This window comes from Chitinophaga sp. (assembly GCF_036569125.1).
Lineage (GTDB): Bacteria > Bacteroidota > Bacteroidia > Chitinophagales > Chitinophagaceae > Chitinophaga.
In genome coordinates, this window is record NZ_DATCRF010000268.1 from 1 (window position 1) to 26813 (window position 26813).

The 26813-nt window shown below is 47.8% G+C and carries 22 protein-coding genes and 1 riboswitch; of the genes, 9 read left to right on the top strand and 13 right to left on the bottom strand.

Going from position 1 to position 26813, the window contains the following annotated elements; genetic code table 11:
* Positions 1-291: 291 nt before the first annotated feature.
* Entirely contained in the window at positions 292-906 is a 615-nt protein-coding gene (locus tag VIM87_RS09835) for an RNA methyltransferase (protein WP_331996825.1), read from the bottom strand.
* Positions 907-949: 43 nt separating this feature from the next.
* Entirely contained in the window at positions 950-1528 is a 579-nt protein-coding gene (locus VIM87_RS09840) for a Crp/Fnr family transcriptional regulator (RefSeq protein ID WP_331996826.1), read from the bottom strand.
* Positions 1529-1681: 153 nt separating this feature from the next.
* Here VIM87_RS09840 and VIM87_RS09845 point away from each other — a divergent pair, with 153 nt between their 5' ends.
* The 4 genes from VIM87_RS09845 to VIM87_RS09860 all read left to right on the top strand — a co-directional run bounded on the left by VIM87_RS09845 (position 1682) and on the right by VIM87_RS09860 (position 6473).
* Positions 1682-2629 (top strand): heme-binding domain-containing protein, encoded by a 948-nt coding sequence (locus VIM87_RS09845; protein ID WP_331996827.1) that lies wholly within the window; start codon positions 1682-1684, stop codon positions 2627-2629.
* Between the two features lie 4 nt (positions 2630-2633).
* Entirely contained in the window at positions 2634-3107 is a 474-nt protein-coding gene (locus VIM87_RS09850; RefSeq protein ID WP_331996828.1) for a cytochrome P460 family protein, read from the top strand.
* Between the two features lie 122 nt (positions 3108-3229).
* Positions 3230-5905 (top strand): AsmA-like C-terminal region-containing protein, encoded by a 2676-nt coding sequence (locus VIM87_RS09855; RefSeq protein ID WP_331996829.1) that lies wholly within the window; start codon positions 3230-3232, stop codon positions 5903-5905.
* A 172-nt stretch (positions 5906-6077) separates the two neighbouring features.
* Entirely contained in the window at positions 6078-6473 is a 396-nt protein-coding gene (locus VIM87_RS09860; protein WP_331996830.1) for an SdpI family protein, read from the top strand.
* Positions 6474-6540: 67 nt separating this feature from the next.
* Here VIM87_RS09860 and VIM87_RS09865 read toward each other — a convergent pair whose 3' ends face one another.
* The 5 genes from VIM87_RS09865 to VIM87_RS09885 all read right to left on the bottom strand — a co-directional run bounded on the left by VIM87_RS09865 (position 6541) and on the right by VIM87_RS09885 (position 14410).
* On the bottom strand, positions 6541-9720 hold the full coding sequence (locus VIM87_RS09865; protein ID WP_331996831.1) for a multidrug efflux RND transporter permease subunit: 3180 nt from the start codon (positions 9718-9720) through the stop codon (positions 6541-6543).
* A 53-nt stretch (positions 9721-9773) separates the two neighbouring features.
* Positions 9774-10901 (bottom strand): efflux RND transporter periplasmic adaptor subunit, encoded by a 1128-nt coding sequence (locus tag VIM87_RS09870; RefSeq protein WP_331996832.1) that lies wholly within the window; start codon positions 10899-10901, stop codon positions 9774-9776.
* Positions 10902-10969: 68 nt separating this feature from the next.
* Positions 10970-12298 (bottom strand): TolC family protein, encoded by a 1329-nt coding sequence (locus VIM87_RS09875; RefSeq protein WP_331996833.1) that lies wholly within the window; start codon positions 12296-12298, stop codon positions 10970-10972.
* A gap of 285 nt (positions 12299-12583) precedes the next feature.
* Positions 12584-13480, bottom strand: coding sequence for a lipoyl synthase (lipA, locus tag VIM87_RS09880; protein WP_331996834.1), 897 nt, complete (start codon positions 13478-13480; stop codon positions 12584-12586).
* Positions 13481-13600: 120 nt separating this feature from the next.
* A complete protein-coding gene (locus VIM87_RS09885; RefSeq protein WP_331996835.1) occupies positions 13601-14410 on the bottom strand; it encodes a hypothetical protein in 810 nt (269 codons plus the stop codon).
* A 221-nt stretch (positions 14411-14631) separates the two neighbouring features.
* Here VIM87_RS09885 and VIM87_RS09890 point away from each other — a divergent pair, with 221 nt between their 5' ends.
* Entirely contained in the window at positions 14632-15039 is a 408-nt protein-coding gene (locus VIM87_RS09890) for an OsmC family protein (protein WP_331996836.1), read from the top strand.
* Between the two features lie 378 nt (positions 15040-15417).
* Here VIM87_RS09890 and VIM87_RS09895 read toward each other — a convergent pair whose 3' ends face one another.
* On the bottom strand, positions 15418-16719 hold the full coding sequence (locus VIM87_RS09895) for a DUF2851 family protein (protein ID WP_331996837.1): 1302 nt from the start codon (positions 16717-16719) through the stop codon (positions 15418-15420).
* Between the two features lie 138 nt (positions 16720-16857).
* Positions 16858-16976, top strand: a riboswitch (SAM riboswitch).
* Between the two features lie 118 nt (positions 16977-17094).
* Between VIM87_RS09895 and VIM87_RS09900 the strand changes: the two genes are divergently transcribed.
* Both VIM87_RS09900 and VIM87_RS09905 read left to right on the top strand, forming a co-directional pair.
* The gene (locus VIM87_RS09900; protein WP_331996838.1) at positions 17095-18273 is read left to right on the top strand and encodes a PLP-dependent aspartate aminotransferase family protein; all 1179 of its coding nucleotides are present in this window, start codon (positions 17095-17097) and stop codon (positions 18271-18273) included.
* An 80-nt stretch (positions 18274-18353) separates the two neighbouring features.
* Complete coding sequence (locus VIM87_RS09905; RefSeq protein ID WP_331996839.1) at positions 18354-19535, top strand: homoserine dehydrogenase; 1182 nt, start codon at positions 18354-18356, stop codon at positions 19533-19535.
* Between the two features lie 96 nt (positions 19536-19631).
* Here VIM87_RS09905 and VIM87_RS09910 read toward each other — a convergent pair whose 3' ends face one another.
* The 4 genes from VIM87_RS09910 to VIM87_RS09925 all read right to left on the bottom strand — a co-directional run bounded on the left by VIM87_RS09910 (position 19632) and on the right by VIM87_RS09925 (position 22689).
* Positions 19632-20204 (bottom strand): Maf family protein, encoded by a 573-nt coding sequence (locus tag VIM87_RS09910; protein WP_331996840.1) that lies wholly within the window; start codon positions 20202-20204, stop codon positions 19632-19634.
* Positions 20204-21145 (bottom strand): geranylgeranylglycerol-phosphate geranylgeranyltransferase, encoded by a 942-nt coding sequence (locus VIM87_RS09915; protein ID WP_331996841.1) that lies wholly within the window; start codon positions 21143-21145, stop codon positions 20204-20206. Before VIM87_RS09915 ends, VIM87_RS09910 begins: the two co-directional genes overlap by 1 nt.
* A gap of 98 nt (positions 21146-21243) precedes the next feature.
* Positions 21244-21765, bottom strand: a complete 522-nt coding sequence (locus VIM87_RS09920; RefSeq protein ID WP_331996842.1) for a KdsC family phosphatase — start codon at positions 21763-21765, stop codon at positions 21244-21246.
* 153 nt (positions 21766-21918) lie between these two features.
* Positions 21919-22689 carry a Rossmann-like and DUF2520 domain-containing protein gene (locus VIM87_RS09925; RefSeq protein WP_331996843.1) on the bottom strand — a complete coding sequence of 257 codons (771 nt, stop codon included), beginning with the start codon at positions 22687-22689 and terminating at the stop codon, positions 21919-21921.
* 227 nt (positions 22690-22916) lie between these two features.
* Here VIM87_RS09925 and topA point away from each other — a divergent pair, with 227 nt between their 5' ends.
* A complete protein-coding gene (gene topA, locus VIM87_RS09930) occupies positions 22917-25268 on the top strand; it encodes a type I DNA topoisomerase (protein WP_331996844.1) in 2352 nt (783 codons plus the stop codon).
* 104 nt (positions 25269-25372) lie between these two features.
* The gene (locus VIM87_RS09935; protein ID WP_331996845.1) at positions 25373-26245 is read left to right on the top strand and encodes a transglutaminase-like domain-containing protein; all 873 of its coding nucleotides are present in this window, start codon (positions 25373-25375) and stop codon (positions 26243-26245) included.
* Here the strand turns inward: VIM87_RS09935 and VIM87_RS09940 are convergent.
* The gene (locus VIM87_RS09940; protein ID WP_331996846.1) at positions 26226-26759 is read right to left on the bottom strand and encodes a GNAT family N-acetyltransferase; all 534 of its coding nucleotides are present in this window, start codon (positions 26757-26759) and stop codon (positions 26226-26228) included. The genes VIM87_RS09935 and VIM87_RS09940 overlap by 20 nt on opposite strands.
* Positions 26760-26813 lie beyond the last annotated feature (54 nt).

The following is a 26813-nucleotide window of genomic DNA, read 5'->3' on the forward strand; positions in this document are numbered from 1 at the left end:
AACGCGTAACGTTCCTGGTTTACCGGTTGCGCGGAGCGTACTACGGGTAGTGACAAGGTTACCAATGCAAATGAATAAATGTATTAAATGAGCAATGCACAGGCAGCGGGTTACAAGATATAGCTCATACAAAAATGGAACAAATACATTAGGCGCTGAGGATGTTTGCCAATGTTATGCCTTAAATAAGAAGTATTAGAGCTGGCAAAAGGTTCGCCAATGCAATGGGGTCTGTTAACATGGGCAGCATTAAGTTCGCAAAACCGGCAGCTTCAGGATCCCGTATCCCCCTCACTCCTCCCCTTCCAGCGGCTCAGCATCCGCATGCGGGCTGCTCCATTGTTTCCACAGCTCATTATACTGCCCATCCGGCAGGCGGCGCTTTTCATAATGCCCGGCGGCTGTTTTTTGCCGCAGCCCTTCATAAATGCTCACAGCACAAGCCACAGAAATATTCAGGGAGCGGATAATACCCATTTGCGGAATAATGAAATTCCCATCTGCCTGTGCACGGATCTCCTCACTTACCCCCATATGCTCATTACCAAACACAAGGGCTACAGAACCGGTAAAATCTATTTCATATAAGCTGATGGAATCAGCCGCCAGGTGGGTGGTGTAGATCTTATCATACTTTTTACGCAGGGCAGCCATACACTCCGCAGCATCCTCAAACTGGTGGATAGTAAGCCATTTGGCCGCGCTGGATGAGCTTTTGGCGCCCCATTTCTTATGCCGGGGTATTTTATTGGTAAGCACATATATTTCCTGTATGCCCACAGCATCGCAGGTACGCATTACGGCAGAAATGTTATGCGGGTCCTGTACATTTTCCAGTACAACAGTAAGGTCGGGCTGGCGCTTGTTTAACACGCCTGTTAATCGTTCCCTGCGTTCAGGTGTCATAATCCGGTTTTGCTGGCAGCAAAAGTAATAAATACCTGGTGTATTACTTCTTATACATATTACTCCTCACCTTACTCAAAAACTCCGGCGATACGCCTATATACCTTGCTATCTGGTGCTGCGGTACCCGCTGTACAATATGCGGGTACTTTTCCATAAAGGCCAGGTAGCGTTCCTCTGCCGTTTGTGAAACAGAGGCATAAAAACGTTTCTGCAGCACACCCAAAGAGCGCTGTACCAGCAGGCGGTAGAATTTTTCAAACTTAGGCACCTGCTCAAACAGCTGCATTTTATTAGTATAGTTGATCAGCAGCATCTCGCAATCTTCTACCGTTTCTATAAACATATTGGAAGGCGTTTGCTCCGAAAAGCTGGACAGGTCACTCACCCACCAGTCCTCCACCGCAAACAGCAAAATAGTTTCCGTACCTTCTTTATCCAGGTAATAGGAGCGGCAGCAGCCTTTTAACAGGTAAGCCTCAAAATCGCACACCTCTCCTTCCTGTAACAGGAACTGCTTTTTCTTTATTTTTTTAAATTGCAGTAAAGAATGGAACAGTTCCAGCTCTTCGGCTGTTAATTGAATAAAACGGGCTACAGATGCATCTAACTGGTTGAACATAAAGTAAAAATAAACAGAAGCTACCTCATTTACAATGCCACGCCGCTTTCACCTGTACTTATGTCCGGTTCATCCCCTATTCTGCCTTATTCACGGCCGGCATGTTTACAGGTAAGGCAGTATAACCTTTCTTTGTACAATAAAAATTATTCCATGCAAACAACTACCCGGAAAAGGATATTGAAGGTGATCATATTGCTGGGCGCTGTGTTTATACTGCTGCAGTTCATAAGACCGGAAGTGCCCCACCCACCGGTTACCGGCGACCTGCAGGCCCCGCCGGAAGTAAAAAGCATACTGCAAAGAGCCTGTTACGACTGCCACTCCAATCAAACGCAGCTGCGCTGGTACGACCGGATTGCGCCGGCCTACTGGCGGGTGGCCCGGCATATAAAAGATGGCAGAAAGGGATTAAACTTTTCCGAATGGCAAAGCCTGTCCCCGGCCGATCAGAAGGGCAAGCTGTTTGAATCCTTTAACCAGGTGCAGGCAGGCGCCATGCCGCTGAAGGATTATGCATTTATACACCGGGATGCCGTGCTCTCTGAAAACGATGTAGCTATTCTCAAGAACTATATAGCCGGTATGGTGTCCGTTAAACCGGCGGATACTGCCCTAATAAACGCTGCAGATAAGCAGTACAATAAATGGAAAACAGCCGCTGTTGCCAGCAGCAAGGTACAGCCTACACCCAACGGCATCGACTATTTACCCGACTATAAGAACTGGCAGGTAGTAAGCACTACCGACCGTTTTGATAACGGCACCATGCGCGTAATATACGGTAACGATGTAGCCATTAAAGCCATACAGGAAAACCATATTAACCCCTGGCCCAACGGTACCATCTTTGCAAAAGTAGCCTGGGATCAGCTGCAGGATGCAGATGGCAATGTGCGTACCGGCGCGTTTAAACAGGTGGAATACATGATCAAAGACGATAAAAAATATGCTGATACCAAAGGCTGGGGCTGGGCGCGATGGAAAACACCGGAGCTGAAACCTTACGGGAAAGATAAAATGTTCACCATGGAATGTATCAATTGCCACCGCCCCGTAAAGGACAATGACTTTGTTTTTACCATGCCTGTTAAATTCTAAAACTATGAAGTACACATATATCTTGCTGGCTGCACTCTTTATGGTTAGCTGCAGCAGCAAAATGGAAGATGCCGGAACGCTTAATAAAACCGCCTCACTGCCGGCCGCCTTTAACTTTAATAAGCAGGGCTGGAAGGTGATCACCTCTTTTATTAACCGGCAGCAGGCCACCATGTCCACCCTGTATGGAAATGAGGCAGCTTTCAAATACGCCACCACCGGCGCCTCCGGCAGCTACCCGCCCGGTGCAGCCTTAGCGCTGGTAACCTGGAAACAGCAGGAAGATAAACGCTGGTACGGCGCCAGCATACCCGCTGAGCTGCAAACGCTGGAGCTGGTAACAAACAGCAGCGATGCCATTGCCACCTACCAACAATATAAAGGCGCCGCCCTTTCGCCAGCCCCGCCGGCAGACAGCCTGCAGGAAAACACCCGGATCAGGTACATTTTAGGCCAAAAGGCATCGGTACTTCCGTGAGGTTTGTGAGTATTTAACGGTGACCTCCACGATAAACGATTGGTTAGCAATGATAAAGTAACCGGTTGGGTAATTACAATTACCTCCTTATCTTCACCGTTCTATACAAACACAACATTCCTATGTTTAAAAAAGTACTGAAAGTCGTACTCGTATTATTACTGGTGCTGATCGTAGCCGCCTTTGCCATCCCTTATTTCTTTAAAGATAAGATCATGGCCCTGGTAAAAACAGAGCTTAACAAAAACCTGGTAGCCAAAGTAGATTTTAAAGATGTGGACATTAGCCTGTTCCGCCATTTCCCCCGCCTTGCCGTAGGTTTAGAAGAACTGCAGGTGATTAACGTAGCCCCCTTTGAAGGCGATACGCTGGTATCCGTAAAAAAGATCGATGCCGCCCTGAACCTCATGAGCGTAATAAAAGGCGGTAATATGGAGATCTATAACGTAACGCTGGACCAACCCCGCATACACGCCATTGTGCACAGTAACGGGGAAGTGAACTGGAACATTACCAAGCCCGATACCGCGCAGGCCAGCGCAGATACCACTGCCGGCAAGTTTTCCATGAGCCTGCAAAGCTATAAGATCGCAGATGCCTATGTGAATTATGACGATCAGCAGGGCAATATGCAGGCCATTATAGAACACCTGGACCACGAAGGTAAAGGCGATTTTACCCAGGACCTGTTTACCCTGGAAACCAGCACCACCGCGCAGGCAGTAACTTACCGCTATGGCCTGGTGCCCTACCTCTCCAACACCGCTGCTAAAGTAGACGCAGCTATTACCGTAGATAATAAAACCAGCACCTATACTTTCAAGGATGGCAATGTATTGCTCAATAACCTGAAAGTAGCCGTACAGGGCTTTTTCAGGCTGGTAAATGATAGTACCTATGGTATGGACCTGAGCTTTAAAGCCCCCTCTACCAACTTCAAAGACCTGTTATCCCTGGTGCCTATTATGTACCAGCAGGATTTTAATAAGATCAAAACAGAAGGTACCGCCGCATTTGACGGCTTTGTAAAAGGTACCTACAGCAGCACGCAAATGCCGGCCTTTGGCTTGCACCTGGCCGTGAAAAATGGTTTCTTCCAATACCCTGACCTGCCTAAGCCGGTGAAAAATATTCAACTAGCCGTTGACGTAAGCAACCCGGATGGTGTGCCCGACCATACGGTGGTAAACATGCCTTCGGCCCATCTTGAAATGGATAATACCCCGCTGGACCTGCGCCTGCTGGTAAAAACACCGGTATCTGACATGTATGTAGATGGCGCTGCAAAAGGCCGCCTGGACCTTTCCAAGGTAACCCAGTTCGTAAAGCTGGAATCAGGTACACAGCTTACCGGTTTGCTGGATGCCGACATCAGCGCCAAAGGCAACATGAGCGCTATTGAAAAACAGCAGTACGACCGTTTTTATGCCGCCGGCAGCCTGCTGGTAAATAACCTGCTGTACCGCAGCAAAGATTACCCTGATGGCGTAAAGGTGAACAACCTTTCCCTGAAATTTAACCCGCGTAATGTAACCGTGGAAAAGTTTGACGGGCAGTATATGGGCACCAACTTCCAGGCTAATGGTGAGGTAAACAACCTGCTGGCCTATATGTTTAAAAATGCCCCGCTGGATGGTAAGCTGAATATGAAGGCAGACCAGGTAGACCTTGACAAATGGATGGGCACTACCGCAGCCACTACCACCACTGCTAAAACAGACACCGCCACCACAGCGCCTTTTGCCGTACCCGGCAACCTGGATCTGAACTTACAGGCACAGGTAGGCAAAGTGCATTACGATAAGCTGGATATGACCAACTTAACCGGCGCCCTTCAGATAAAAGATGAAACAGTAACCCTGCAACAAATAAAAGGTAATGCCTTACAGGGCAGCATGGAAGTGAACGGCAGCTACAGCACCAAGAACAGTAAGCAAAACCCGGACATTAACCTGGCTTATAATGTACAGGACCTGGATGTACAGCAAACCTTTAATGCATTTAACACGGTACAAAAGCTAATGCCTATCGGGCAGTTCCTGTCCGGTAAGATCACCAGCCAGCTAAAGGTGGCAGGCAAGCTGGGTAAGGATATGATGCCGCAATTAAGCTCCCTGAACGGCGATGGCAACCTGCTGCTGATAGAAGGTTTCCTGAAAAAATTTGCACCGGTAGATCAGCTGGCCAGTCAATTAAATGTAAGCCAGCTGAAAGATATTTCCCTGCGTGATGTTAAAACCTATTTTGCATTTGAGAACGGCCGCGTAAAAGTAAATCCGTTCAAAATAAAAGTAAGCAACATTAATATGGCGGTAGCCGGCTCCCACGGCTTTGATCAGTCGCTGGACTATACGCTGCAGCTGGCACTGCCACGCAGCGTTATGGGTGCGCAGGCTAACTCGCTTATTAATAACCTGGTTACACAGGCCGCCAACAAAGGTGTACCTGTTAATGTAAGCGATAGTGTACACCTGCAGGTATTGCTGGGTGGTAACATTACCAAACCCACTTATAAAACAGACCTGCAGGAAACAGCTTCCAGCCTGGCTGCAGGCCTGAAAGACCAGGCCACTACTTTGGTGAAGAATAAAGTAGACACTGTAAAGAACACGGTAAAAGATTCACTGAACCAGATAAAGAACAATGCCACCAATGCCATCAAAGACCAGCTGGCAAAACAGCTGAGCGGGCAAAAAGATACTGCCAACAAACAACCGGCACAAAATGCAGGCAAACAGGCAGAACAAACTTTAAAGAATACGCTGAACGGCCTGTTTAAAAAGAAAAAAGAGCAATAATTCAGATTTACGATTTTAGATTTACGATTTCAGATTTCATGGTACGTTTTTTTTGAGATCGCTTCAATCCAAATCTAAAATCGTAAATCTAAGATCTAAAAACCTCACCGTCCCGGCCAGCCACCGGGACGGTTTTTTTTCGTATCTTATACTAACCTTAAATGCCACGTTCATGACAACATTGCTGCATAGCACCTATTGCAATGCCAGTCTGCTGGCAGGTTTGCTGTTCCTCTTCATGGGTTATTTCATTCGCCGGTACCCACCTAAAAGTTTAAAAACATGGTATGGCTACCGCAGCTTTTACTCCACCCAGAATATTGAAACCTGGCGTGCCGCCAATACCTATGCCTCCCATATCTCGCGCCGTATAGGCATATTGCTGTTTGTATTTGGTATTGCCAGCGCACTGTTCTTTGAAAAGCAAACGGAACTTTTCTTTTATGTAACTATTAGCCCGGTGGTGATTGGCGCCTTATATATGGTGGGCTATACGGAATGGATGCTGGGGCAGGAGTTTGACGAAGAAGGCAACAAGCGCGACCCTGCAGATGCAGAACAGGAATAACCTCAAAAAAAAGGCGCCCCAAATGGAGCGCCCTTACTTAAAACACTGTACTTAAATCTATCGAGTTTTAACCACCCTGCACATCGTGATCAGGGATAGCTGTATAATTCTCTCTCATTTTTTCCAGCTTGGCCTTACCATAAGCCAGCCGTGTAATTAACACAAACAGCACGGGTACAATAAAGATGGCCAGGAAGGTAGCGGTGAACATACCGCCCAATACCGTCCAACCCATGGTTTTACGTGCTTCCGCACCTGCGCCGGAGGAAAGTACCAGCGGTAATATACCCAGCAGGAACGCCATAGAGGTCATGATAATGGGGCGTAAGCGCAGCTTGGCTGCTTCCACGCTGGCCGTTACCAGCTCCATACCCCTGTCCACACGTTCTTTGGCATATTCCACGATCAGGATGGCGTTCTTAGCCGCCAAACCTATCAGCGTGATCATACCTATCTGTGCATATACGTTGTTACTTAAATTCGGCAGGAAAGTAAGCACCAGGATGGCGCCGAACATACCTATTGGCACTGCCAGCAGTACGGAGAATGGTACAGCCCAGCTTTCATACAAAGCTGCCAGGAACAGGAATACGAACACAATGGATAACGCGAATATATATACGGTTTTGGAACCGGATAATAATTCCTCGCGGCTTAAGCCGGAGAACTCGTACCCATAACCATCCGGCAGCACCTGCGCGGCTACTTCCCGCAGCGCATTAATAGCATCGCCGCTACTGTAACCCGGCGCCGGGCTACCGTTTATTTCCGCAGAGCGGAACAGGTTGTAGTGGGAAATTACCGGCGCGCTTTCTATTACCTTATAGCTGGTTAGGGTGCTTAACGGCACCATACCACCGGTTTGGTTACGTACATAATATTGTCCCAGGTTCTTAATATCGCCGCGGTATATGGAATCGGCCTGCGTTACCACGCGGAAGTTACGCCCATATACCGTAAAGTCATTGATATAAGCGCTACCCATATAGGTTTGCAGCGCGGTAGCTATATCTGATACCTGTACGCCCAGCTTCTTGGCTTTTTCACGGTCTATTTCCAGCAGGTAACCCGGTGTGCGCGCTGTGAAGAAAGAGAAGGCGCGGGCTATTTCAGGCCGCTGGTTAATAGCAGCAGTGAATTTCTGCAGCACCCCTTCAAACTGTTTAATATCCGTACCGCTCCTTTGCTGTAAGATGAAGGAGAAACCGGCGGTTTGACCCAGACCCGGAATAGCCGGCGGCGGAATTACCACCACATTGGCCTCCTTGAAGCGGGATAATTTTTGTTGCAGCTGAGCTACCAGGCCAAAGATCTGGTCAGATTTTTTCTTACGCAGATCCCAGGGTTTGAGCTGGCAGAAGATGGTGGCGCTGTTTGATTTGGTAGCAAAGTTCACTACGTTCAAACCACCCAATGCAGCGTAGTGGCCAATGGCAGGCACACTATCCAGCACCTTCATCATCTGGCTCATTACTGTTACGGTACGTTCCGTTGAAGAAGATTCCGGCAGATCAAATGTAATGTATACACGGCCATCATCTTCTGTAGGAATAAAGCCGGTAGGCTTGCCCCTGAACAGCAATACAGCGCCTACACATATGCACAGCAGCAGGATCATTACATACCGCGACCAGCGGATACTTTTCTTCACCCCTACGGAGTATCGGGAAGTAGTATGCCCAAACCAGCGGTTAAACCGGAAGAAGAACTGGTTCAAACCTTTGGAATCCTTATCCAGGTGCATAGGGCGCAATATCAGGATACACAATGCCGGTGTAAGTGACAAGGCCACAAAAGCGGAGATCAGTACGGAAATAGCAATGGTGATGGCAAACTGCTGGTACAAACGGCCTACGATACCGGGTATAAAACCTACCGGCACAAACACCGCCGCCAATATTAGTGCAATGGCAATTACCGGCCCGGATATTTCCTTCATGGCCTGTATTGTAGCATCTTTAGGCGTCATATGCCCATGGTCAATATTATGCTGCACCGCTTCCACCACCACAATGGCATCATCCACCACAATACCAATGGCCAGCACAAACCCGAACAGGGTAAGGGTGTTAATGGTAAAGCCTAATGGTATAAAGAAGATGAATGTTGCAATAATAGATACCGGAATAGCCAATACGGGGATCAGCGTAGCGCGCCAGCTCTGTAAGAACAGGAACACCACCACTACCACCAGGGCCAGGGCTTCCAGCAGCGTTTCCACCACTTCGTGTATGGATACCTGGATTACGGTAACAGATTCAAACGGTACTACATAATCCACATCAGCCGGAAAACTTTTCTTCAGCTGCTCCATAGTGGCATATACATTCTCGGCAGTTGCAATAGCGTTACTACCCGGCGCCTGGTATACCAGCAGGTAGGATGCGCGTTTGCCATCCACATAAGAGTTGCTGGCGTAGTTGAACTTACCCAGCTCTACACGGGCTACATCTTTCAGGTACACCAGGTTACCATTATCCGGTTTGGTTTTAACAATGATGTTGCCAAATTCTTCCGGAGTAACCAAACGGCCTTTTACCTGTATGGTGTATTCAAATGTTTGGCCGGTTTGCGCGGGCGGGGCGCCTACAGTACCTGCAGTGATCTGCGCATTTTGTTCTGTGATGGCGGCTCTCACCTCATTGGCGGTAACACCCATTTCGGCCAGCTTATCAGGCTTCAGCCACACACGCATACTAAAATCATCTGCACGGGTGAAGATATCACCTACCCCTTTTGCACGCAGTAATGCGTCTTTTGCAAACACGTTGGTATAGTTATCCAGGAAAGTAATATCATGCGTGCCTTTGGGTGAGTACAGGGCCACCAGCATTAAGATACTGGGGTTACGCTTTCTCACTATCAGGCCTAAACGCTGTACTTCCTGTGGCAGGGTGGGTTGTGCAATACCTACACGGTTCTGCACGTCCAGCGCTGCAATATTAATGTCTGTCCCTACTTCAAAGTTGGCTGTTAAGCTTACTGCGCCGTTACTGGTACTGTTACTTTGCAGGTAGGTCATGCCCGGTGTACCATTCACCTGTACTTCTACCGGTGTGGCCACGGTTTGTTCCACCGTTTGTGCATCAGCGCCGGTATAGGTACCGGTGATCTGCACTGTGGGCGGTGTAATATCCGGATACTGCCCTACCGGCAGGGTGGTCATCGCCAGTAAGCCCACCAGCACCAATACAATAGCAATTACTATAGCGGTAACTGGTCTGCGTATAAAAGTATCTGCAATCATGATCGTTGTCTTCTATTGATTCAATCTGTTTTACTTCACTTTCACCTTTCACATTATGGCTTGCCGCCCTGTTGCGGGGGTGCGCCTAATTGTATTTTACCGCTGTCGCGTAAACGCTGGAAACCTTCCGTGATCACTTTATCACCGGCCTGTACCCCATCCAGGATCACGATCTGGTCTTTCAGCTTGGGACCCAGGTGCACTTTACGTTGCAGGGCAATAGAATCTTTTGCTACATACACAAAGAATTCGCCCATTTGCTCTGTTACGGCTTTGTAAGGGATGACGAGCCTTTGGCCGGAAAGATCGTTGAGTACATTCAGTACGCAGCTCATACCGTCTTTCAGCTCATCGTCCGGGTTTTCAAACTCTATCCTTACTTTAATGGTACCGGTTTGGTTATCTACCCCACGGTCAATAGTGGTGATACGGCCGGTATGTTTATAAATACCGCCGCCGGGCAGCTGCAGACGGAAAGTGCTGTCGGCCGGGTTAATGGTTTTACCACGCATATTTGCAAAACGGCCTATTTCTGTTTCAGTTACCACAAAATCCACCATAATGGGGTTTTCACTGGAAATAGTGTTAAGCAGCGTAGTGCCGGGGCTTACCTGTGCGCCCAGCTTTACCTGTGATATACCTATGCGGCCGGTGAACGGGGCTTTGATGATGGAATAATCCAGGTCGGTACGGGCAGCCAGCAGGCTGGCTTCGCCGGCGGCTACCTGGCTGCGGTTAGCTTCCAGGGTGGCCGTAGCATTGTCCAGCGTTTGGCGGGCAATGGCGTCCTGCTCTGCAAGGCGCTGGTAACGGTCCATATCTTTCTGAGCCCTGATAAAATTAGCTTTGGCGCTCAGGATATTGGCCTCTGCCTGGCGAACAGCGGCTTCATATTTGCGGCGGTCAATTTCATATAAGGCTTTACCCTTTTGTACTACATCCCCTTCTTTGAAGAAGATGCCGGTAATAAAACCGGATACCTGCGCACGCAGCTCCACACTGTTCACAGCTACCACCGTGGCAGGATATTTATCATAATAAATGGCAGGCGCCTCTTGCGCCTCCACGGTAGTCACGGGGGTAGGCGGCATAACAGGGGCTCCTTTTTGAGCCGGACCTTTACAGGCGGTCCAGGAAAGCATGCCGAAAGCGCAAATAATAACTACGAATTCATTTTTCATCTGATAATCGTTTGTCTTGCATTGGCCGGAAAAGCTGTGTGAAGGCCCATCCGGACAGGTTATCTTTTTTAATTATTAGCTGTTAACGTTCCTAATGATCTCTGCAGATCTATTTTGCTGGACAGTACTTCGTACAGTGAATTAAAATAATTCAGCTGCGCGCTGCGCAGGTCTGTTTCAGAGGTGATCACTTCCAGGTAGGTTTTTACACCTTCCTTGTATTGCAGGGCAATCAGGTCATACACTTCTTTGGCTTCCTGCATATTCTGCCGCTGCAACGTATAGTTGTAGAAGTTACTTTTATAAGCGGCCATAGCCTGCGTATATTCTGTACTGATCTGGTTCCTCAGCGATGCAAAATCCCAGTCGGTACGTTTCAGCTGCAGCTCGGCTGCACGTATGTTCTGCGTACGTTTGGTGCCCTGGAAAATAGGTACTGATAATTTTAACCCAAAGAAAGAGTTGGGGAAATTATTGTTGTACAGTTTGGAGAACTCATTATTCAGGTATGCGGCGTTATAGTTGGCAAAGGCCGATACGGTGGGCAAAAAGCTCCATTTATTATAGGTAAGCTCTGCCTGCAGCAAACGTTGCTGTGTTTGCAGCAGCTGGTATTCTATACGGTTCTCGTAAGTAACGGTAACGGATGTATCCAGCGATACTTCGCTTTCCATTTGCAGCGTATCATCTATCAGCTTCAGATCGCCGGTAGTGGGGTAGCCCATGAGCTGGCGCAGCTGTGCATAGGCGCTGTTCAGCTGTTCCTCTGCGGTTTTGCGCTGGCCTTTGGCATTGTTCAGGGAAATGTTGGCGCGCTTGTAATCTGTTTTATCTACAATGCCGCCCTGGTATTGGTTATACGCATCTTTCTGGCTGCGCTCCAGGCGAATTATATCTTCTTCCAGCACGGAGATCTGCCGCTTGGTAAGCAGCACATTATAATAGGCCTTGCTTACATTGGTGATCACATCGATCTGGCTGCTGGCAGTGTTTTGCTTAGCCTGGTTACGTACATCCCTTGCCGTGCGGCTGGCCAGCAGTACATCGCGGTTAAAAAGGTTTTGATTCAGTGAAAAGCCTACCGTGGAGCTATTCTCCACCCCTGCCCTGATAGGGCTGCCGTTAAAGTAGCTGGTAGGCACCTGCAGGTAATGCTGGATATTATAATCCAGGTTGATCTGCGGATACCAGTCTGCCAGCTTACTTTTGATCGTAGCTTCCGTGATCGCTTCATCTATCATGGACTGCCTTACTACCGGTTGGTGAGATAATGCATACTTGATACAATCGCGTAAATTGGCATCGGGCAATAATGAATCAGGTAATTGCTGTGCGTATGTATAACTGGTATGGAAAGCCATACCTATTATCACCGCCAGGAAAAGTGTTTTTTTCATATTTAACGATCAATTCATCTTATACCAATCAGAATATAACAACGGGCACCCGTAAATAGTTATAAGTACGCCGCTTTATAATAATCTATACAATTATTACAAAAAGTTGATTAACGGAATATTAAATCCGCTAATAGCCCGCTATTAAGGTTGCTAAGCCGTTGGGCGATGTCCCAACTGCGTATCAGGTAGGTTTTAGGTGTTAAATGCTACGCAAAGATAGCAATGCAATCCAAATTTGTATGGATATCTGGTTAAGTGGTTAAATACCTATTTAACCATGCATTATTTATTACGTCCGCTATGAATATGTTTTTCCGCATGGTAAGAGGAGCGTACCAGCGGGCCTGATTCAACGTAATCAATGCCCATGGCATAGCCGATTTCACGATATTCTGCAAACTCATCAGGGTGTACAAAGCGTACTACCGGTAAATGTTTGGGGGTGGGCTGCAGGTACTGGCCCAGGGTTATTACATCTACCCCGTTATCATACAGGTCCTGCATAGCCTGTATCACTTCTTCCCTGGTTTCACCCAGGCCCAGCATAATACCGCTTTTGGTACGCATGCCGCCTTCTTTTAACCGGCGGATGACTTCCAGGCTGCGGTGGTACTTGGCCTGTATACGCACCTGCTTGGTAAGCCTTTCCACTGTTTCCAGATTATGGGATACTACTTCAGGCGCTACTTCTATTATGCGCTGCAGGTTTTCCCACTGGCCTCTGAAATCGGGGATCAGGGTTTCCAGGGTGGTATCAGGGTTCAGGGCGCGGATGGCTTTAATGGTATTGGCCCAGATGATGGAGCCGCCATCTTTCAGCTCATCCCTGTCTACAGAGGTTAACACAGCATGTTTCACCTTCATTAAATAAATGGCTTCAGCCACACGCTGGGGTTCATCCCAGTCAACTGCTTCAGGGCGGCCGGTGGCTACGGCGCAAAAACCGCAGCTACGGGTGCAAATATTGCCCAGTATCATAAAGGTAGCGGTGCCTGCACCCCAACATTCTCCCATGTTAGGACAGTTACCGCTTTCGCAGATAGTATGTAATTTATGGGTATCAACCAGGTTACGAACCTGTTTGTAGCTTTCTCCTATCGGTAATTTCACACGCAGCCAGTCTGGTTTTTTGGTCCTGGGGGCTGCTGCCGGTGTTCCACATACGGTTTGTTCTTGCATCGCTAACTCCTTTCTTTAAGAGCAACAAAGTTACCTATTATTCACTAAAAATGGTTATACCGTTGCTGGGCTATTATCCATCAGATAATCAACCTTTTAACAATATAACCATCCAATAATTTACTTCTTATCCCAGCGCTTGCCGAACTGCAGGCTCAGGTAAGCGTTAAAAAAGAACTTCTTATTATCCTGGTACACCAGGATGGGAACGCTTTTAGTATAGTATTCTGCATTTACACCTATTTCCAGGGCGCTCACCACTTCATTGAACTTGGCCCAGTCAAACCGCAGGCCTGCTTTGGCGTGCAGCCCGGGTACCACGGTCAGCTCGCCCCAGCCTTTACCAAAGCCGCCGCCGGCAATGATCTTGGAGGGGGTAATAAAAGCGGTATCCAGGTCAGGATCCGTACCATATTTAATATCCTTTACTTCTCCGCTGGGGGTTTCTACCTTCAGGTAATAGGGTTTTTGTAAACCTATAGAGATACCACCATAATAAATGGCATTTACCTCTACCCCGTTCTTGTTGCCTTTGCCGCCTATCAGGTAGCGCTGACCTATACCCAGTTTGGCCTGGTAAAAATTATTTTGTTTGCCGTAGATGTAGGGCTTTTCTGAATAAGCGAAGTCGCCCACCGGTACAAAAGCTCCCGGTTTTTTATCTTCCTTGGGATCTTTCTTTTCTGCAAATTCAAACTGGAAGTAGTTCACTATTTTCCGGTTCTTGCGGTAGCCCAGCTCAAAAAAGCCGCCCCAACCGTCTGTGTTTAACCGGCCCCCTATAGACCATTCCCGGTCGTAATTATTCTCCCCTTCTTCCAGCTCCCTGAACAGGGAGATACGTTTTAGCTTTCTTTGTTCCCGCTCCTGTTTTTTGGTTTCTTTATCAGACTGGGCCTGCAAGCTGCCAGCCACTAATAATAAGAACAAGAATAAGTGTAATTTTTTCACAGTAATTGGGCTATTTGTATCAAATGTAATGAAAATCCCAAACTCTCCTCTTCAAACGCCTCCTATTATAAACGCCGGTTTTCATTTATTGTTACAAACTTACCCGATTTTCTGCGCATCTGTAAATTGGCCTGGTCCATTATAAAAAATGCTTTTAATTTACATTTTAATTAAACCGCAGCTAATAAAACTATTATCATATGCAAACCTCCAAGATCGTATATAACGGCGAATTACGTACTTCCGCCACACACCTGCAAAGCAGCACTACCATAGAAACAGATGCCCCGGTAGACAATAACGGCAAGGGGGAACGTTTTTCCCCTACTGACCTGGTAGCTACCGCCCTGGGCTCCTGCATGCTGACTATTATGGGTATTAAGGCCCGCGAAAATGGCTGGTCTATCGAGGGTACCCAGGTAGGTATACAAAAGATCATGGGCACAGAGCCCCGCCGCATAACCGGTGTAAAGGTGGTGTTTGACTTTCCGCCCAACCATACTTTAGGCGATAAGGAAAAAGCTATCCTGGAAAGAGCGGCCCTTACCTGCCCGGTAGCTAAAAGCGTGCACCCGGATATATTACAGGATGTAACTTTTAACTGGTAATAACTAATGTGTTAAAGTGCTGATATGCTAATGTGCTGGTTTTTGTTGCCTGATCTTTGATCAGTAAATAAATACCTGCACGTTAGCAGAAAGGCATACGAATACACAAGCACATTCGCACAATTGCCAACTACATATCACTTTCGCGCATCAACAATACCAGGCGCCAACCGGTTCAATCACCGATCCCTCACTCATGAATATACCCCACAAATAAGCACCAGCACTTGACTACATCAACAAACTCTCCCATCAACCTGCCCCTCTGCAACAAACATTATCACATTCTTCCATTCATCTACTTTCCCATAAACAAACACCGGCACATTAGCATATCAGCACATTAGCACATTCATCTGCACATCTCCCATCTGCACATCAGATTATTCCCTGCCGCAGCAGCTTAGCCCCCACTGCACATTCCAGGCAGCGCTTTTTATCACAGTAATTTTGCTTTAGCTGTAACAGCGCCTGGGAATCCAGCGCACTTTTCTGGCAAACGCCAATATCATCCCAGCCCTGGGTAATACGGTTCTCTTCTGCGGGCAGCTGTTCTATGAGGTCTAATGCACGATCCTGGTAATAGCTCAATCCTTTCTCACGCCCATACAGGAATAACAGGGGCAGTATAGTATTGATCAGTATATTATGCACGGCCAGCTTACCGGGGCAACAGGTTTGCGTAAGCGCCCCATCCAAATGATAATGCTCATGCCAATAGGCGGAGGGCTGTACGGAAAACAGCTGCTCAAACCCGGTAATAGTTTCCGTTTCCAGTATTTTAGAGAACAGGTGGGGTGTTTTATGCAGCAAAGCCGCCAGGGAAGCTATCCGCAAGGTAGGGAAAGAGGCGGGACGCATGCGCAGCCACTTCCACAAATGTGTGGGCATTGGCTGCAGCTTATATTTATGCCGCAGGTAATTATATTCCTGTTGCAGTTCCAGCGGGTATTCATCTTCAAAGGCTTCCTGCAGCATACCGGCCTGGCCAAATAACAAAGCTTCCAGCTGTAAAAGGCTGGGCCGGTGCCTGGTTAGCAAATTATGTGGTAAGCTTTGGGCCAGCTGTAAGAACGCCGGTGCATTTACCGGCACGCCAAAGCTTTGGGCAATGGCTCGGTAACAAACTTCTTCCCAGTTATATTTAGTTTGAAGCAGCCAGGTATGCAAGGTGGTGGTTTTACGCTCCCAGCGTTCTATCAGCAGCCGCTCTTTCCAGTTATGCCAGATCAGGTCCGGCACCTGACCGGCACTGTTTTCACAGGGTACAAACACGGATGATTGCCGGAATTGCTGCTTATAACGGCCCAGCAACATTTTTGGAATTTGTTGCTCAAGTGCTATACAGGGGGGCATATGATCAGTATCATAAAAAGCTACATCATGCTCAAATACCACATGCAGGATCACATTGCCGTACTGCTGGTTGTGCTGGTGCCCGTGGCGGTACCAGTCGGATGTGCGCAGATGCAGCTCCACATTGCCGGCCCACAGGGTATTGCCGATCTTTATTTTGGCTGCCGTAAAATCAGGCCCCGCATCATGATTATGAATGCCGGTATACTGCACCTCCACCGGAATGCCATCAATGGTTGTTAAACCGGTAGGGTTAAATAAACGGCATTTCCAGATGTGCTGAAAAAGATCTTCGGTCAATAAAGGGCTAACGCTTGCGATCATTGATTTTGGTGTTTAAAGGTCAACAATAAAAGTACTCTCTTTGCTAAAATTATTAGCAATTTACATCCCTCCTTCCGGTTTTCCAAATTTGGAAAATTCATAAAAGTACTATTACCTTTGCACCCAGTTCTTAAACATCACTTATCCAGAAAGGCGGAGGGACTTGGCCCTGCGATGCCTTAGCAACCAATTCTGCTGGTAACAGCAGAAAAAAGGTGCTAATTCCTGCCCCGGCACATACCGGGGAAAGATAAGTTGGCAGAGGTAATTCTTCCCGCATAATATTTAAAAGGGGCTCTTCCAACTACAGGAAGGGCCCTTTTTTATTTCCACCCCTTTCAGGATAACACCATTAAAAAGAACTTTTTTATTTGCATGAAAACAGCTACTCAACTCATTCATAGCATCCCGGTAGATGAGCTTACAGGCGCTATCTCTGTGCCCATCTATCAAACCTCCACCTTTGTGCAGGAATCGCCCGGCATTAATAAAGGTTTTGAGTTTTCCCGTGCCAACAATCCTACCCGCAAAGTATTGGAAAACCTCATCTGCACCCTGGAAGAAGGTTATGCAGGTTTTGCCTTTGCCAGCGGCATGGCCGCTATAGATGCGGTATTAAAGCTGTTAAAGACCGGCGATGAGATACTGGCGGTAGAAGATACCTATGGCGGCATTTTCCAGATGTTCAACCACATGATCGAACGTTTTGGCATTAAAGTGAACTTTACAGATACCAGCAACATTGATAATGTATCGGCAGCCATTACGCCCAAAACAAAGTTCATTTGGCTGGAATCGCCTACCAACCCTACGCTCAAGATCTCCGACATTAAATCCATCAGTAAAATAGCCAAGCAGCATAACACCCTGCTGGTAGTAGATAATACCCTGTGCACACCCTTGTTGCAGCAGCCCATACCAATGGGGGCCGACATTGTAATACACAGCGCCACCAAATACCTGGCCGGCCATACGGATGTAATTGCAGGCCTGGTAGTGGTGAACAACAAATCACTGGCCGACCAGCTGCGTTTTAACCAGAACATTTCCGGCAGCATCCTGAGCCCGTTTGAGGCCTGGCTTACCATACGGGGTATTGAAACCCTGTACCTGCGCCTGGAAAAACAGTGCAGCAATGCACAGGCCATAGCCAGCTGGCTGGCTACCCACCCGGCGGTAGATAAAGTATTTTACCCGGGCCTGGCCACCCACAAGAACCATCACATAGCCCGCAAGCAGCAAAAGCTGTATGGCGGCCTGGTGAGCTTTTCCCTTAAAAGCGACAATATCAAAAATGCCATCCGCATTGTAAATGCAACACGCCTGTTTAAGCTGGCAGAAAGTTTTGGCGGTGTAAAAAGTATGCTGGACCACCCGGCTACCATGACGCACCGTAACATACCGGAAGATTTCCGTAAACGCGCCGGCCTGCAGGATAGCTGCATACGCCTGTCTGTAGGGATTGAAGATGCAGATGACCTGATCAGCGATCTGAAACAGGCTTTAGATAAATTAAACCAACCATCTGGCAAACAAACCACCGTTTTACAATAGCAAGCTAAACGCCAAACGCAGAAGGCTAAACGCCTTTGAGCATGGCAGGAAGCGTTAAGCACTAAGCATTAAATTAAATTATGGAAAGTAAGATCATTAACCTTGGCATTTTCGGATTTGGATGCGTAGGACAGGGACTTTACGAAGTATTGAACAGAACGAAAGGCATTAATGCCCGCATCAAAAAAATATGCATTAAAGACCCTAACAAAGCTCGTCCTATAGACATGAGCTATTTTACCACCGACAAGAACGAGATACTGGAAGACCCTACCATTGACGTAGTGGTAGAGCTGATCAACGAAACGGAAGCCGCTTTTGAGATCGTAAGCACCGCCCTGCGTAATGGCAAAGCCGTAGTAAGCGCCAGCAAGCGTATGATTGCGGAAAACCTGCCCTCCCTGTACCAGCTGCAGGTAGAGAACAGGGTACCCTTCCTGTACGAGGCTTCCAGCTGTGCCAGTATTCCCATTATCCGCAACCTGGAAGAGTATTATGATAACGATCTGCTGAATGCTGTAGAAGGCATCTGCAACGGGTCCACCAACTATATACTCACTAAAATATTTGAAGAAGGACTGAGCTTTGAAACCGCCCTGCAACAAGCACAGGAACTGGGCTTTGCAGAAACGGATCCTACGCTGGACATTGAAGGTTATGACCCCAAGTTCAAAATAGTGATCCTGCTGCTGCATGCTTTTGGCACCTTTGTAAAACCTGAAGAAGTGTTCAACTTCGGCATTCATCACCTCAATGATTTTGATATACAGTTTGCCCGCCAGCGCGACTCTACCATCAAGCTCATTGGTAACTGCCGCCGGCAAAACGGGCATGTGAATGCCTATGTGCTGCCACACCTTATTAAAGAGCATAACCTGCTGTATGATGTATACAACGAGTATAACGGCATTTTGCTGGAAAGCGCATTTACCGATAAGCAGTTCTTTGTAGGCAAGGGTGCAGGCGGTACAGCTACCGGCAGCGCAGTGCTGTCTGATATTTCAGCGCTGCTGTATAACTACCGCTACGAGTATAAAAAGATCAAGCAGAACAACCAGCCTACCTTCACAAATGATGTGCAGCTGAAAGTATACCTGCGTTATAAAACACCTGACCAGGTAGACCTGACCGCGTTCTACAACATTTCAGAGAAATACGAATCCCCTACCTACCGCTATGTAGTGGGCATCATTAACCTGCAAAAGCTGAAAGAAAATAACTGGTTGAAGAATAAAGATGTGAACTTACTGGTGCTGGAATAAGTTGCAGATGTGCAAATATGCAAATGTGCAGATGTGCAAATGAAATGCCTCAACGATCGCTTCGATCCATCTGCATATTTGCACATCTGCACATTTTCACATTGTATCCAGCTGCTCCACCACCTTGCTTACCGGCAGCCCCATTACATTGTAAAAGCAGCCGTTAATACGGTCAATACCCACAGCGCCGATCCAGTCCTGCACACCGTAGGCGCCTGCTTTATCATAGGGTTTATAATGATCTATATAATAAATGATCTGTTCCCGGGTAAGCGGTTTAAAGTGTACTTCCGTAATATCTACAAAACTAATCTCACGGTCAGCATCCTGTTTAATAACTACACCGGTCATTACCTGGTGAATGCGGCCGCTCAGGGTGCTGAGAATGTTAACAGCATCTTCCCGGTCCTTAGGCTTGCCAATAATAGTATTGTCCAGCACTACTACGGTATCGGCAGCAATGATAATATCGTTCGGGCTGCACAGCACCGCCACGGCAGCTGCCTTCTGGCGGGCTATATGTACGGGCACATCCGGTATATGCATATCCGGCGGAAAAGTTTCCGCTGTTTCCACCACCTTCACTTCAAAAGGAATGGCTGCCTGCTCGAGCAATTGCCTACGCCGGGGCGATTGCGATGCCAATACCACACGTTGTCCCTTATACATTAATGATAGATTTTAAAGAATATCATGGATAAAATGCCGCTAAGCATTACCCATTTAATGAGCGAGCTTACTTTATGATAATGTTCCGGCAAATGCGCCTTCCTTAATAAGAACCATATATAAATAGCAGGCGCCTGCACCAGCAGCAGCAAATAAGCAATAGCCAGGTACCAGCCGGGTATAGCTACCCTGATCTCTACCAGCAGCAGCAATACCTGCAACACCAGCAGCAGGCCATAACATAAGCGCTTGGCCGGCAGCACACCCCATACAATAGGAATAGTGCGGCAGCCATCTTTACTGTCGCCGATCATATCTTCCAGGTCTTTCACCACTTCCCGCACCATAGATATTACAAAGGCAAAGGTTGCATATACCCCAATGATCTGGATCAGCTTACGCCCGGCTGTAGACATAATGGCTTCCAGGCTTTCATAGATCTGTTTTTCATAAAAACCCACCACCACTACCGACAGGGCTGTTAATAAAGAGATCACCACATTGCCTATCAGCACCTGCCGTTTAAAAGAGGTGGAGTAAAACCATAATAACAGGGAGCACAGCACCTGGGTAAAGCCCAGGTAGATCTGCCCTATTTTCCAGGCTACTATAAACCCGATGGATACGCCGGCCATATTAAACAGGGTATGCCAGGCCATTGCCCAGCGGCGGCTGATGATCTTATCCAGCACCATTTTGTCCGGCTTATTAACGATATCTATATTAATATCAAAATAATCGTTAATGATGTAGCCGCCGGCAGCTACCAGCACCGTGGAAATACATAATAGCACAAAACACAGCACGGAAAGGGAAGGGCGTTCCCCGCTGTTTGCCAGTACCGGCGCTATTACGCAGAATTGCAGTAAAAACTGCGTTAACCCGATATAGATCAGGTTGGGGTAGCGTATGAGCTTTAAAAATGCAGCCAGTAGTTTCATAAAAGTTCTTCAGGTTAAAACAAGTTAGCAGTTGGCAGTGTGCAGTTGGCAGTATGAAGTATTTACAAGACTGCCAACTGCACACTGCTAACTGTCAACTATTTCGACGCAATGGTTTCATCAATTTCCCAATGCCCGTTCAGCTTCAATACCTTTTCCAGTATATCCCGCACACAGCCGGTGCCGCCGTTAAGAGGTGATATATAGCGGCAAATGCTTTTGATCTCAGGCACCGCATCAGCGGGGCACACTGCCAGCCCTACCATTTGCATACAGCGGTAGTCCGGTATATCATCGCCCATATATAACATTTCTTCCCAGCGCAGATCATGCTCCAGTACATAATCCTGCAGGCGTTCTTCTTTATGGGTAACGTTAAGGTATATATCTTTTATACCCAGGCCCTGCAGGCGGCTCACCGTACTTTCTGACCTGCCGCCGGAAATAATTACGATCCGGTAGCCTTTTTTCACAGCCAGCTGCAACGCATAACCATCCTTTACACTCATTTTCCGGGACATTTCCCCGCCGGGCAGCAACTGCACCGTACCGTCTGTAAGCACACCGTCCACATCCAATACAAACGTGGTGATAGGCTTGAAAAGTGATAAAACGTTCATTCTTTGATTTAATGATTGGAAGCGGGAAATTCTGTGTGTCTTTTTTAATGATATCTGAGCAACCTGTGCTACGCGCGTGACCATATTATATATATGGTGTGGCATTCGCGTAATACAGGTTACTCAGCAGATCGCAAAAATATGTTTTATTGGCTAAAGTTTATTTGCCTGGAACTGGTAAATACTGTCGGACAGTACCTTGTATAGCTGCTGGAACAGGGCATCGTTACCCAGGAGCTGCTGGTGCAGCTGCATGGTGGCCGTATCGCCCCGCATAGCCGGTCCTGTTTGTACCGCCTCCGGCGGATATTTATCCAGGCGTTCAAAAGTTTCCTTTATAATAGGCTGCAGCAGGCTAAAATCCAGCCCCTCCTGCTCACAATATACCTTTGCCCGGGCAATCAGGTGGTTAGTGAAGTTGTTACACAGCACCGCGGCCAGGTGCAATTGCAGGCGCTGGTGCGAGTCTACCATCTCTATACGGGAAGCAATGCTTTGCGCAAGGGACTGCAAGCGGCGCAGGGCCTCATCATTACTTGCCTCCAGCATAATAGGAATGGGCGGCGGGGTTTTAATCTCCTTCCGCAGGGATTGCAGCGGATATAACACCCCTGTGTGGGTGGATATACGGCTGATAGCGCTCAAAGGTACGGCCCCTGCGGTATGCGCTACTATGCGCCGGCCCAGGCGCAGCTCATCATTCAACGCCTGTATAGCAGTATCATTTACCGCCAGTATATACACATCCGCCTCCATATAAATATCCAGCAGGTCATTGGTAGCAGGCGCATGTAGTACCTCGCCCAGCTCTTTAGCGCTCTCTGCGCTGCGACTGATGACCTGCTTGATCTGGTGCCCGTTGATCTTTAATAATTGTCCGAAAGCATGTGCTACATTACCGGCACCTATAATTACAATCTCCATAGAATTGGTCCTTTTTATCCGTTTTTAATCGTCTGCGACGCCGAATATATGAATATACGGCCATATGTAACCTTCCCCCTGCCATTATTCACATTAAAACAACCTATAACGCAATAAAACAAAGCCTTATTTTTTATTTTCACCCTTAATTTCTATACTTGCAAAAATCGTATTGTTATTTTTTATATTAAATTTTGCATATTTAGCTCGCAATAAAGAAGGCATTCATGGCAAAAAATCTAGTTATAGTTGAGTCCCCGGCCAAGGCTAAGACCATAGAAAAGATATTAGGAAATGACTTTGAGGTAAAATCTTGTTTTGGTCACATACGCGACCTGGAAAAGGACGATATGGGTATCGACATTAATAATAACTTCAAACCTAAATATGCTGTTCCCGAAGATAAGGAAAAGATAGTGAAGGAGTTAAAGAAGTTAGCCAAGGATACCGACGAGGTTTGGCTGGCAACGGATGAGGACCGTGAGGGTGAGGCCATATCCTGGCATTTATGTGAAGTATTGGGCCTGGATCCCCATACCACCAAACGCATAGTTTTCCATGAAATTACCAAGCCTGCTATAGAAAGGGCCGTACAGCAGCCCCGTTTGCTGGATATGAACCTGGTGAATGCCCAGCAGGCACGCCGTATACTGGACCGTATTGTGGGTTTTGAGCTGTCTCCGGTGCTGTGGCGCAAAATGAGCATGCGCAACTCCCTTTCTGCCGGCCGCGTACAATCAGTAGCCGTAAGGCTTATTGTGGAGCGTGAGCGGGAGATCAATACTTTTAACTCAGTAAGCAGCTTTAAGGTAGAGGCCTTTTTTACCGCGAAGGACAGCCAGGGTAAAACCCTGAGCTTTAAGGCCGATGGCCCTTCCCGCTTCAAAACGGCGGAAGATGCGGAGAAGTTCCTGCAACAGTGCATTGGCGCTACCTATACAGTAAAGGATATACAGGTAAAACCGGCCAAAAAATCGCCGGCAGCGCCTTTTACCACTTCCACCCTGCAGCAGGAGGCCAGCCGCAAGCTGGGCTACAGCGTTTCCAAAACCATGCTGCTGGCTCAAAAATTGTACGAAAGCGGTAAGATCACGTACATGCGTACGGATTCCGTAAACCTTTCCGATACTGCACTTACTGATATTAAACAAGCCATTGAAAAGAGCTATGGCCAGCGTTACCACCAGCACCGTAAGTTCAAGAACAAGAACGAATCGGCCCAGGAAGCGCACGAAGCCATCCGCCCTACCTACATGGACAATGCTACTGTTGATGATAGCGATACCCGCCGCCTGTATGAGCTGATCTGGAAGCGTACCATTGCCAGCCAGATGGCCGATGCGGAACTGGAAAAAACCATCGCTAAAATTGATATTTCCACCAATCATGAGGAGCTGACCGCCAGCGGTGAAGTGCTGAAGTTTGACGGCTTCCTGAAAATATATATGGAAGGCCGCGATGACGAAGATGCGGACGAAGAAGACCAGGAAGGCGTGCTGCCTCCCCTGGCTGTAAAGCAGGTGGTGGATCTGAAAGAGATGAAGGCTACCGAACGTTTTACCCGCCCGGCCCCCCGTTATACGGAGGCCAGCCTGGTGAAAAAGCTGGAGGAGCTGGGCATAGGCCGCCCCTCTACCTACGCGCCTACCATTACCACTATCCAGAAACGGAGCTATGTGGAAAAGCGCGATAAAGAAGGGATCAAGCGTGAGTTCCGGATCATGACGCTGAAAGCGGATAAGATCACTAAAACGGCCGATACGGAAAATACCGGCGCCGAAAAAGCCAAGCTGTTCCCTACAGACCTGGGCATGATCGTTACCGACTTCCTGAACCAGTACTTTGATTCTGTAATGGACTATGGCTTTACCGCCAAAATAGAAGAGGAGTTTGACGAAATAGCCAACGGCAAAAAGGTTTGGAATAAAATGCTCAACGAGTTCTATGAGCCCTTTCACCAGGATGTAGCCAACACCCTGGAAAAGGCAGAACGGGTAAAAGGTGAGCGTTTACTGGGCGAGGATCCTGAAACCGGCAAGCCTGTAGTAGCCCGTATGGGACGCTACGGCCCCATGATACAGATAGGCAAGGCAGAAGATGAGGAAAAGCCCCGCTTTGCCAAGCTGAAAGCCACCCAGAGCATTGAAACCATTAGCATGGCCGATGCGATGGAGCTGTTCCGCCTGCCCCGTAACCTGGGCATGTTCGAAGGCCAGGAAGTAACGGTGAACATAGGCCGCTTTGGCCCCTATGCACAGCACGACAAGAAGTTCTACTCCCTTAAAAAGGAAATGGACCCTTACACCGTAGAGCTGGAAGAAATAGGGCCCCTGATCGTAGAAAAACGCACCGCCAAAGACGAGCGTACAATCAAGGTATTTGAAAAAGAAAAGATCCAGATCTTAAAAGGCCCTTACGGCCCATATATAAAGCAAGGGTTGAAGAACTATAAGATACCGAAGGAAAGGATTGATCACGCTGCGGATATTACCGTGGAGGAAGCCAAAGCCATTATTGAAGATGTAAAGGCCAACCCGCCCAAGAAAAAGGCACCGCCTAGAAAGAAGAAGACTGAATAATGTGCGAATGTGCAGATAGCAAATGTGCAAATAAATACCGCGGAGATCAAACATCTGCACATCTGCATATTTGCACAGCTGCACATTTGCAAATTGTGACGCGTATGAATGAAACTAAAGAAATTAATGCTCTGTTCCATTTGCTGGACGACCCGGATCAGGAAGTATTTGATACCGTAGCCAGTAAAATATTGCTGTTTGGGAAAGAAATTATACCAAACCTGGAGAATTTGTGGGAGAATACAATTGATGAATCTATCCAGGAACGTATAGAACAGCTTATACACCGTGTACATTACCAGGACCTGCAAATAGCTATACAACACTGGACCCGCGCAGAAACGCCCGACCTGCTGCAGGGTGCTATGCTGGTGGCCCGCTACCAGTTCCCGGATATGCAGCCCAACCCGGTAATGACGGAGATTGAGCGTATTAAGCGCAACATCTGGTTAGAGCTGAACAACTATCTTACCCCGCTGGAGCAGATCAATGTGCTCAACAGCATGATCTATAACTACTTTGGGCTGAAGGGTGAAGAAGTGGCTTACATGCGTAAGAACCAATTCTTCATTAACCAGGTAATGGAAGCCAAAAGGGGTAACCCCATCACCAACGGCATTATTTACCAAAGCCTGTGCGCCATGCTGGACCTGCCGGTATATGCCGTGAACATTCCCCGGCAGTTTATACTGGCTTACTTTGATTCCTTTTACGATTTTGCAGAACCGCCCAAACCGGATGATTACCGCATCCTGTTCTTCATAGATCCCATGCAGGGGCAGATCTACTCCCACCAGGATGTAGAAACCTACCTGAAAAGGGTATCCGTACCGCCGGTGCCGGCCTACTACCGCCCGCAGTCCAATAAACAGATCATCCGCTTTTTGCTGGAGGAGCTGGCCAAATGTTTCCAGGAAGATAAAGAGCGGTATAGGTATGATGAGCTGGTGAACCTGATCAATATGCTGGGGGACTGAGCCGCTTCCAGTAAATAATAGTGCCGGTAAGCCCGCCATGCGGCTTTAATGCAAAATCCGGGATAACCCCGGTCCGCTGGTACCCCATTTTATCATACAGCCCTGCGGCACCTTCATCTTCCGCAGTATCCAATGTAAGCAGGGTTTTACCCCGTTCAACAGCAATACGCTCCGCTGCCTGCAGCAGCATACGGGCCGCACCCTGGCCGCGGTATTCCGCGCGGGTCATCATCTTAGCTATTTCAGCACGGTGTGGCTGGTTGGGCGGGCAATCCAGCAACAAAGTTACAGTACTGATCAGCAGCTTGCCGTTATAGGCGCCCAGTATAACCCGTTCTCCGCGGCCGGCAGCTGCCAGTGAGGCCTCCCAGAAAGCGGTAGCTTTTTCAGGCGCTAAGGGGTGCATAAAGCTAACGGAGCCGCCGTTGGCAACCGTGTCAATGATCAGGTTTGCCAGGGCTGCAATGGTTTCCGGCTGGCTGCTAAGGGTGGCTATAGTGAATCTGGCATTCATATACGCTGATGGTTGATACTATAAAAAGCAAAACGCCGATCCCTGCGTGGTGAT

Excerpts from the sequence above, each read along its gene's own strand:
- VIM87_RS09840 (WP_331996826.1), bottom strand. The coding sequence starts at position 1,528 with ATGTTCAACCAGTTAGATGCATCTGTAGCCCGTTTTATTCAATTAACA.
- VIM87_RS09865 (WP_331996831.1), bottom strand. The coding sequence starts at position 9,720 with ATGATTGCAGATACTTTTATACGCAGACCAGTTACCGCTATAGTAATT.
- VIM87_RS09925 (WP_331996843.1), bottom strand. The coding sequence starts at position 22,689 with ATGGAGATTGTAATTATAGGTGCCGGTAATGTAGCACATGCTTTCGGA.
- topA (WP_331996844.1), top strand. The coding sequence starts at position 22,917 with ATGGCAAAAAATCTAGTTATAGTTGAGTCCCCGGCCAAGGCTAAGACC.
- VIM87_RS09855 (WP_331996829.1), top strand. The coding sequence starts at position 3,230 with ATGTTTAAAAAAGTACTGAAAGTCGTACTCGTATTATTACTGGTGCTG.
- VIM87_RS09890 (WP_331996836.1), top strand. The coding sequence starts at position 14,632 with ATGCAAACCTCCAAGATCGTATATAACGGCGAATTACGTACTTCCGCC.
- VIM87_RS09875 (WP_331996833.1), bottom strand. The coding sequence starts at position 12,298 with ATGAAAAAAACACTTTTCCTGGCGGTGATAATAGGTATGGCTTTCCAT.
- VIM87_RS09910 (WP_331996840.1), bottom strand. The coding sequence starts at position 20,204 with ATGTATAAGGGACAACGTGTGGTATTGGCATCGCAATCGCCCCGGCGT.
- VIM87_RS09870 (WP_331996832.1), bottom strand. The coding sequence starts at position 10,901 with ATGAAAAATGAATTCGTAGTTATTATTTGCGCTTTCGGCATGCTTTCC.
- VIM87_RS09835 (WP_331996825.1), bottom strand. The coding sequence starts at position 906 with ATGACACCTGAACGCAGGGAACGATTAACAGGCGTGTTAAACAAGCGC.
- VIM87_RS09940 (WP_331996846.1), bottom strand. The coding sequence starts at position 26,759 with ATGAATGCCAGATTCACTATAGCCACCCTTAGCAGCCAGCCGGAAACC.
- VIM87_RS09850 (WP_331996828.1), top strand. The coding sequence starts at position 2,634 with ATGAAGTACACATATATCTTGCTGGCTGCACTCTTTATGGTTAGCTGC.
- VIM87_RS09905 (WP_331996839.1), top strand. The coding sequence starts at position 18,354 with ATGGAAAGTAAGATCATTAACCTTGGCATTTTCGGATTTGGATGCGTA.
- VIM87_RS09900 (WP_331996838.1), top strand. The coding sequence starts at position 17,095 with ATGAAAACAGCTACTCAACTCATTCATAGCATCCCGGTAGATGAGCTT.
- lipA (WP_331996834.1), bottom strand. The coding sequence starts at position 13,480 with ATGCAAGAACAAACCGTATGTGGAACACCGGCAGCAGCCCCCAGGACC.
- VIM87_RS09915 (WP_331996841.1), bottom strand. The coding sequence starts at position 21,145 with ATGAAACTACTGGCTGCATTTTTAAAGCTCATACGCTACCCCAACCTG.
- VIM87_RS09935 (WP_331996845.1), top strand. The coding sequence starts at position 25,373 with ATGAATGAAACTAAAGAAATTAATGCTCTGTTCCATTTGCTGGACGAC.
- VIM87_RS09860 (WP_331996830.1), top strand. The coding sequence starts at position 6,078 with ATGACAACATTGCTGCATAGCACCTATTGCAATGCCAGTCTGCTGGCA.
- VIM87_RS09920 (WP_331996842.1), bottom strand. The coding sequence starts at position 21,765 with ATGAACGTTTTATCACTTTTCAAGCCTATCACCACGTTTGTATTGGAT.
- VIM87_RS09895 (WP_331996837.1), bottom strand. The coding sequence starts at position 16,719 with ATGATCGCAAGCGTTAGCCCTTTATTGACCGAAGATCTTTTTCAGCAC.
- VIM87_RS09845 (WP_331996827.1), top strand. The coding sequence starts at position 1,682 with ATGCAAACAACTACCCGGAAAAGGATATTGAAGGTGATCATATTGCTG.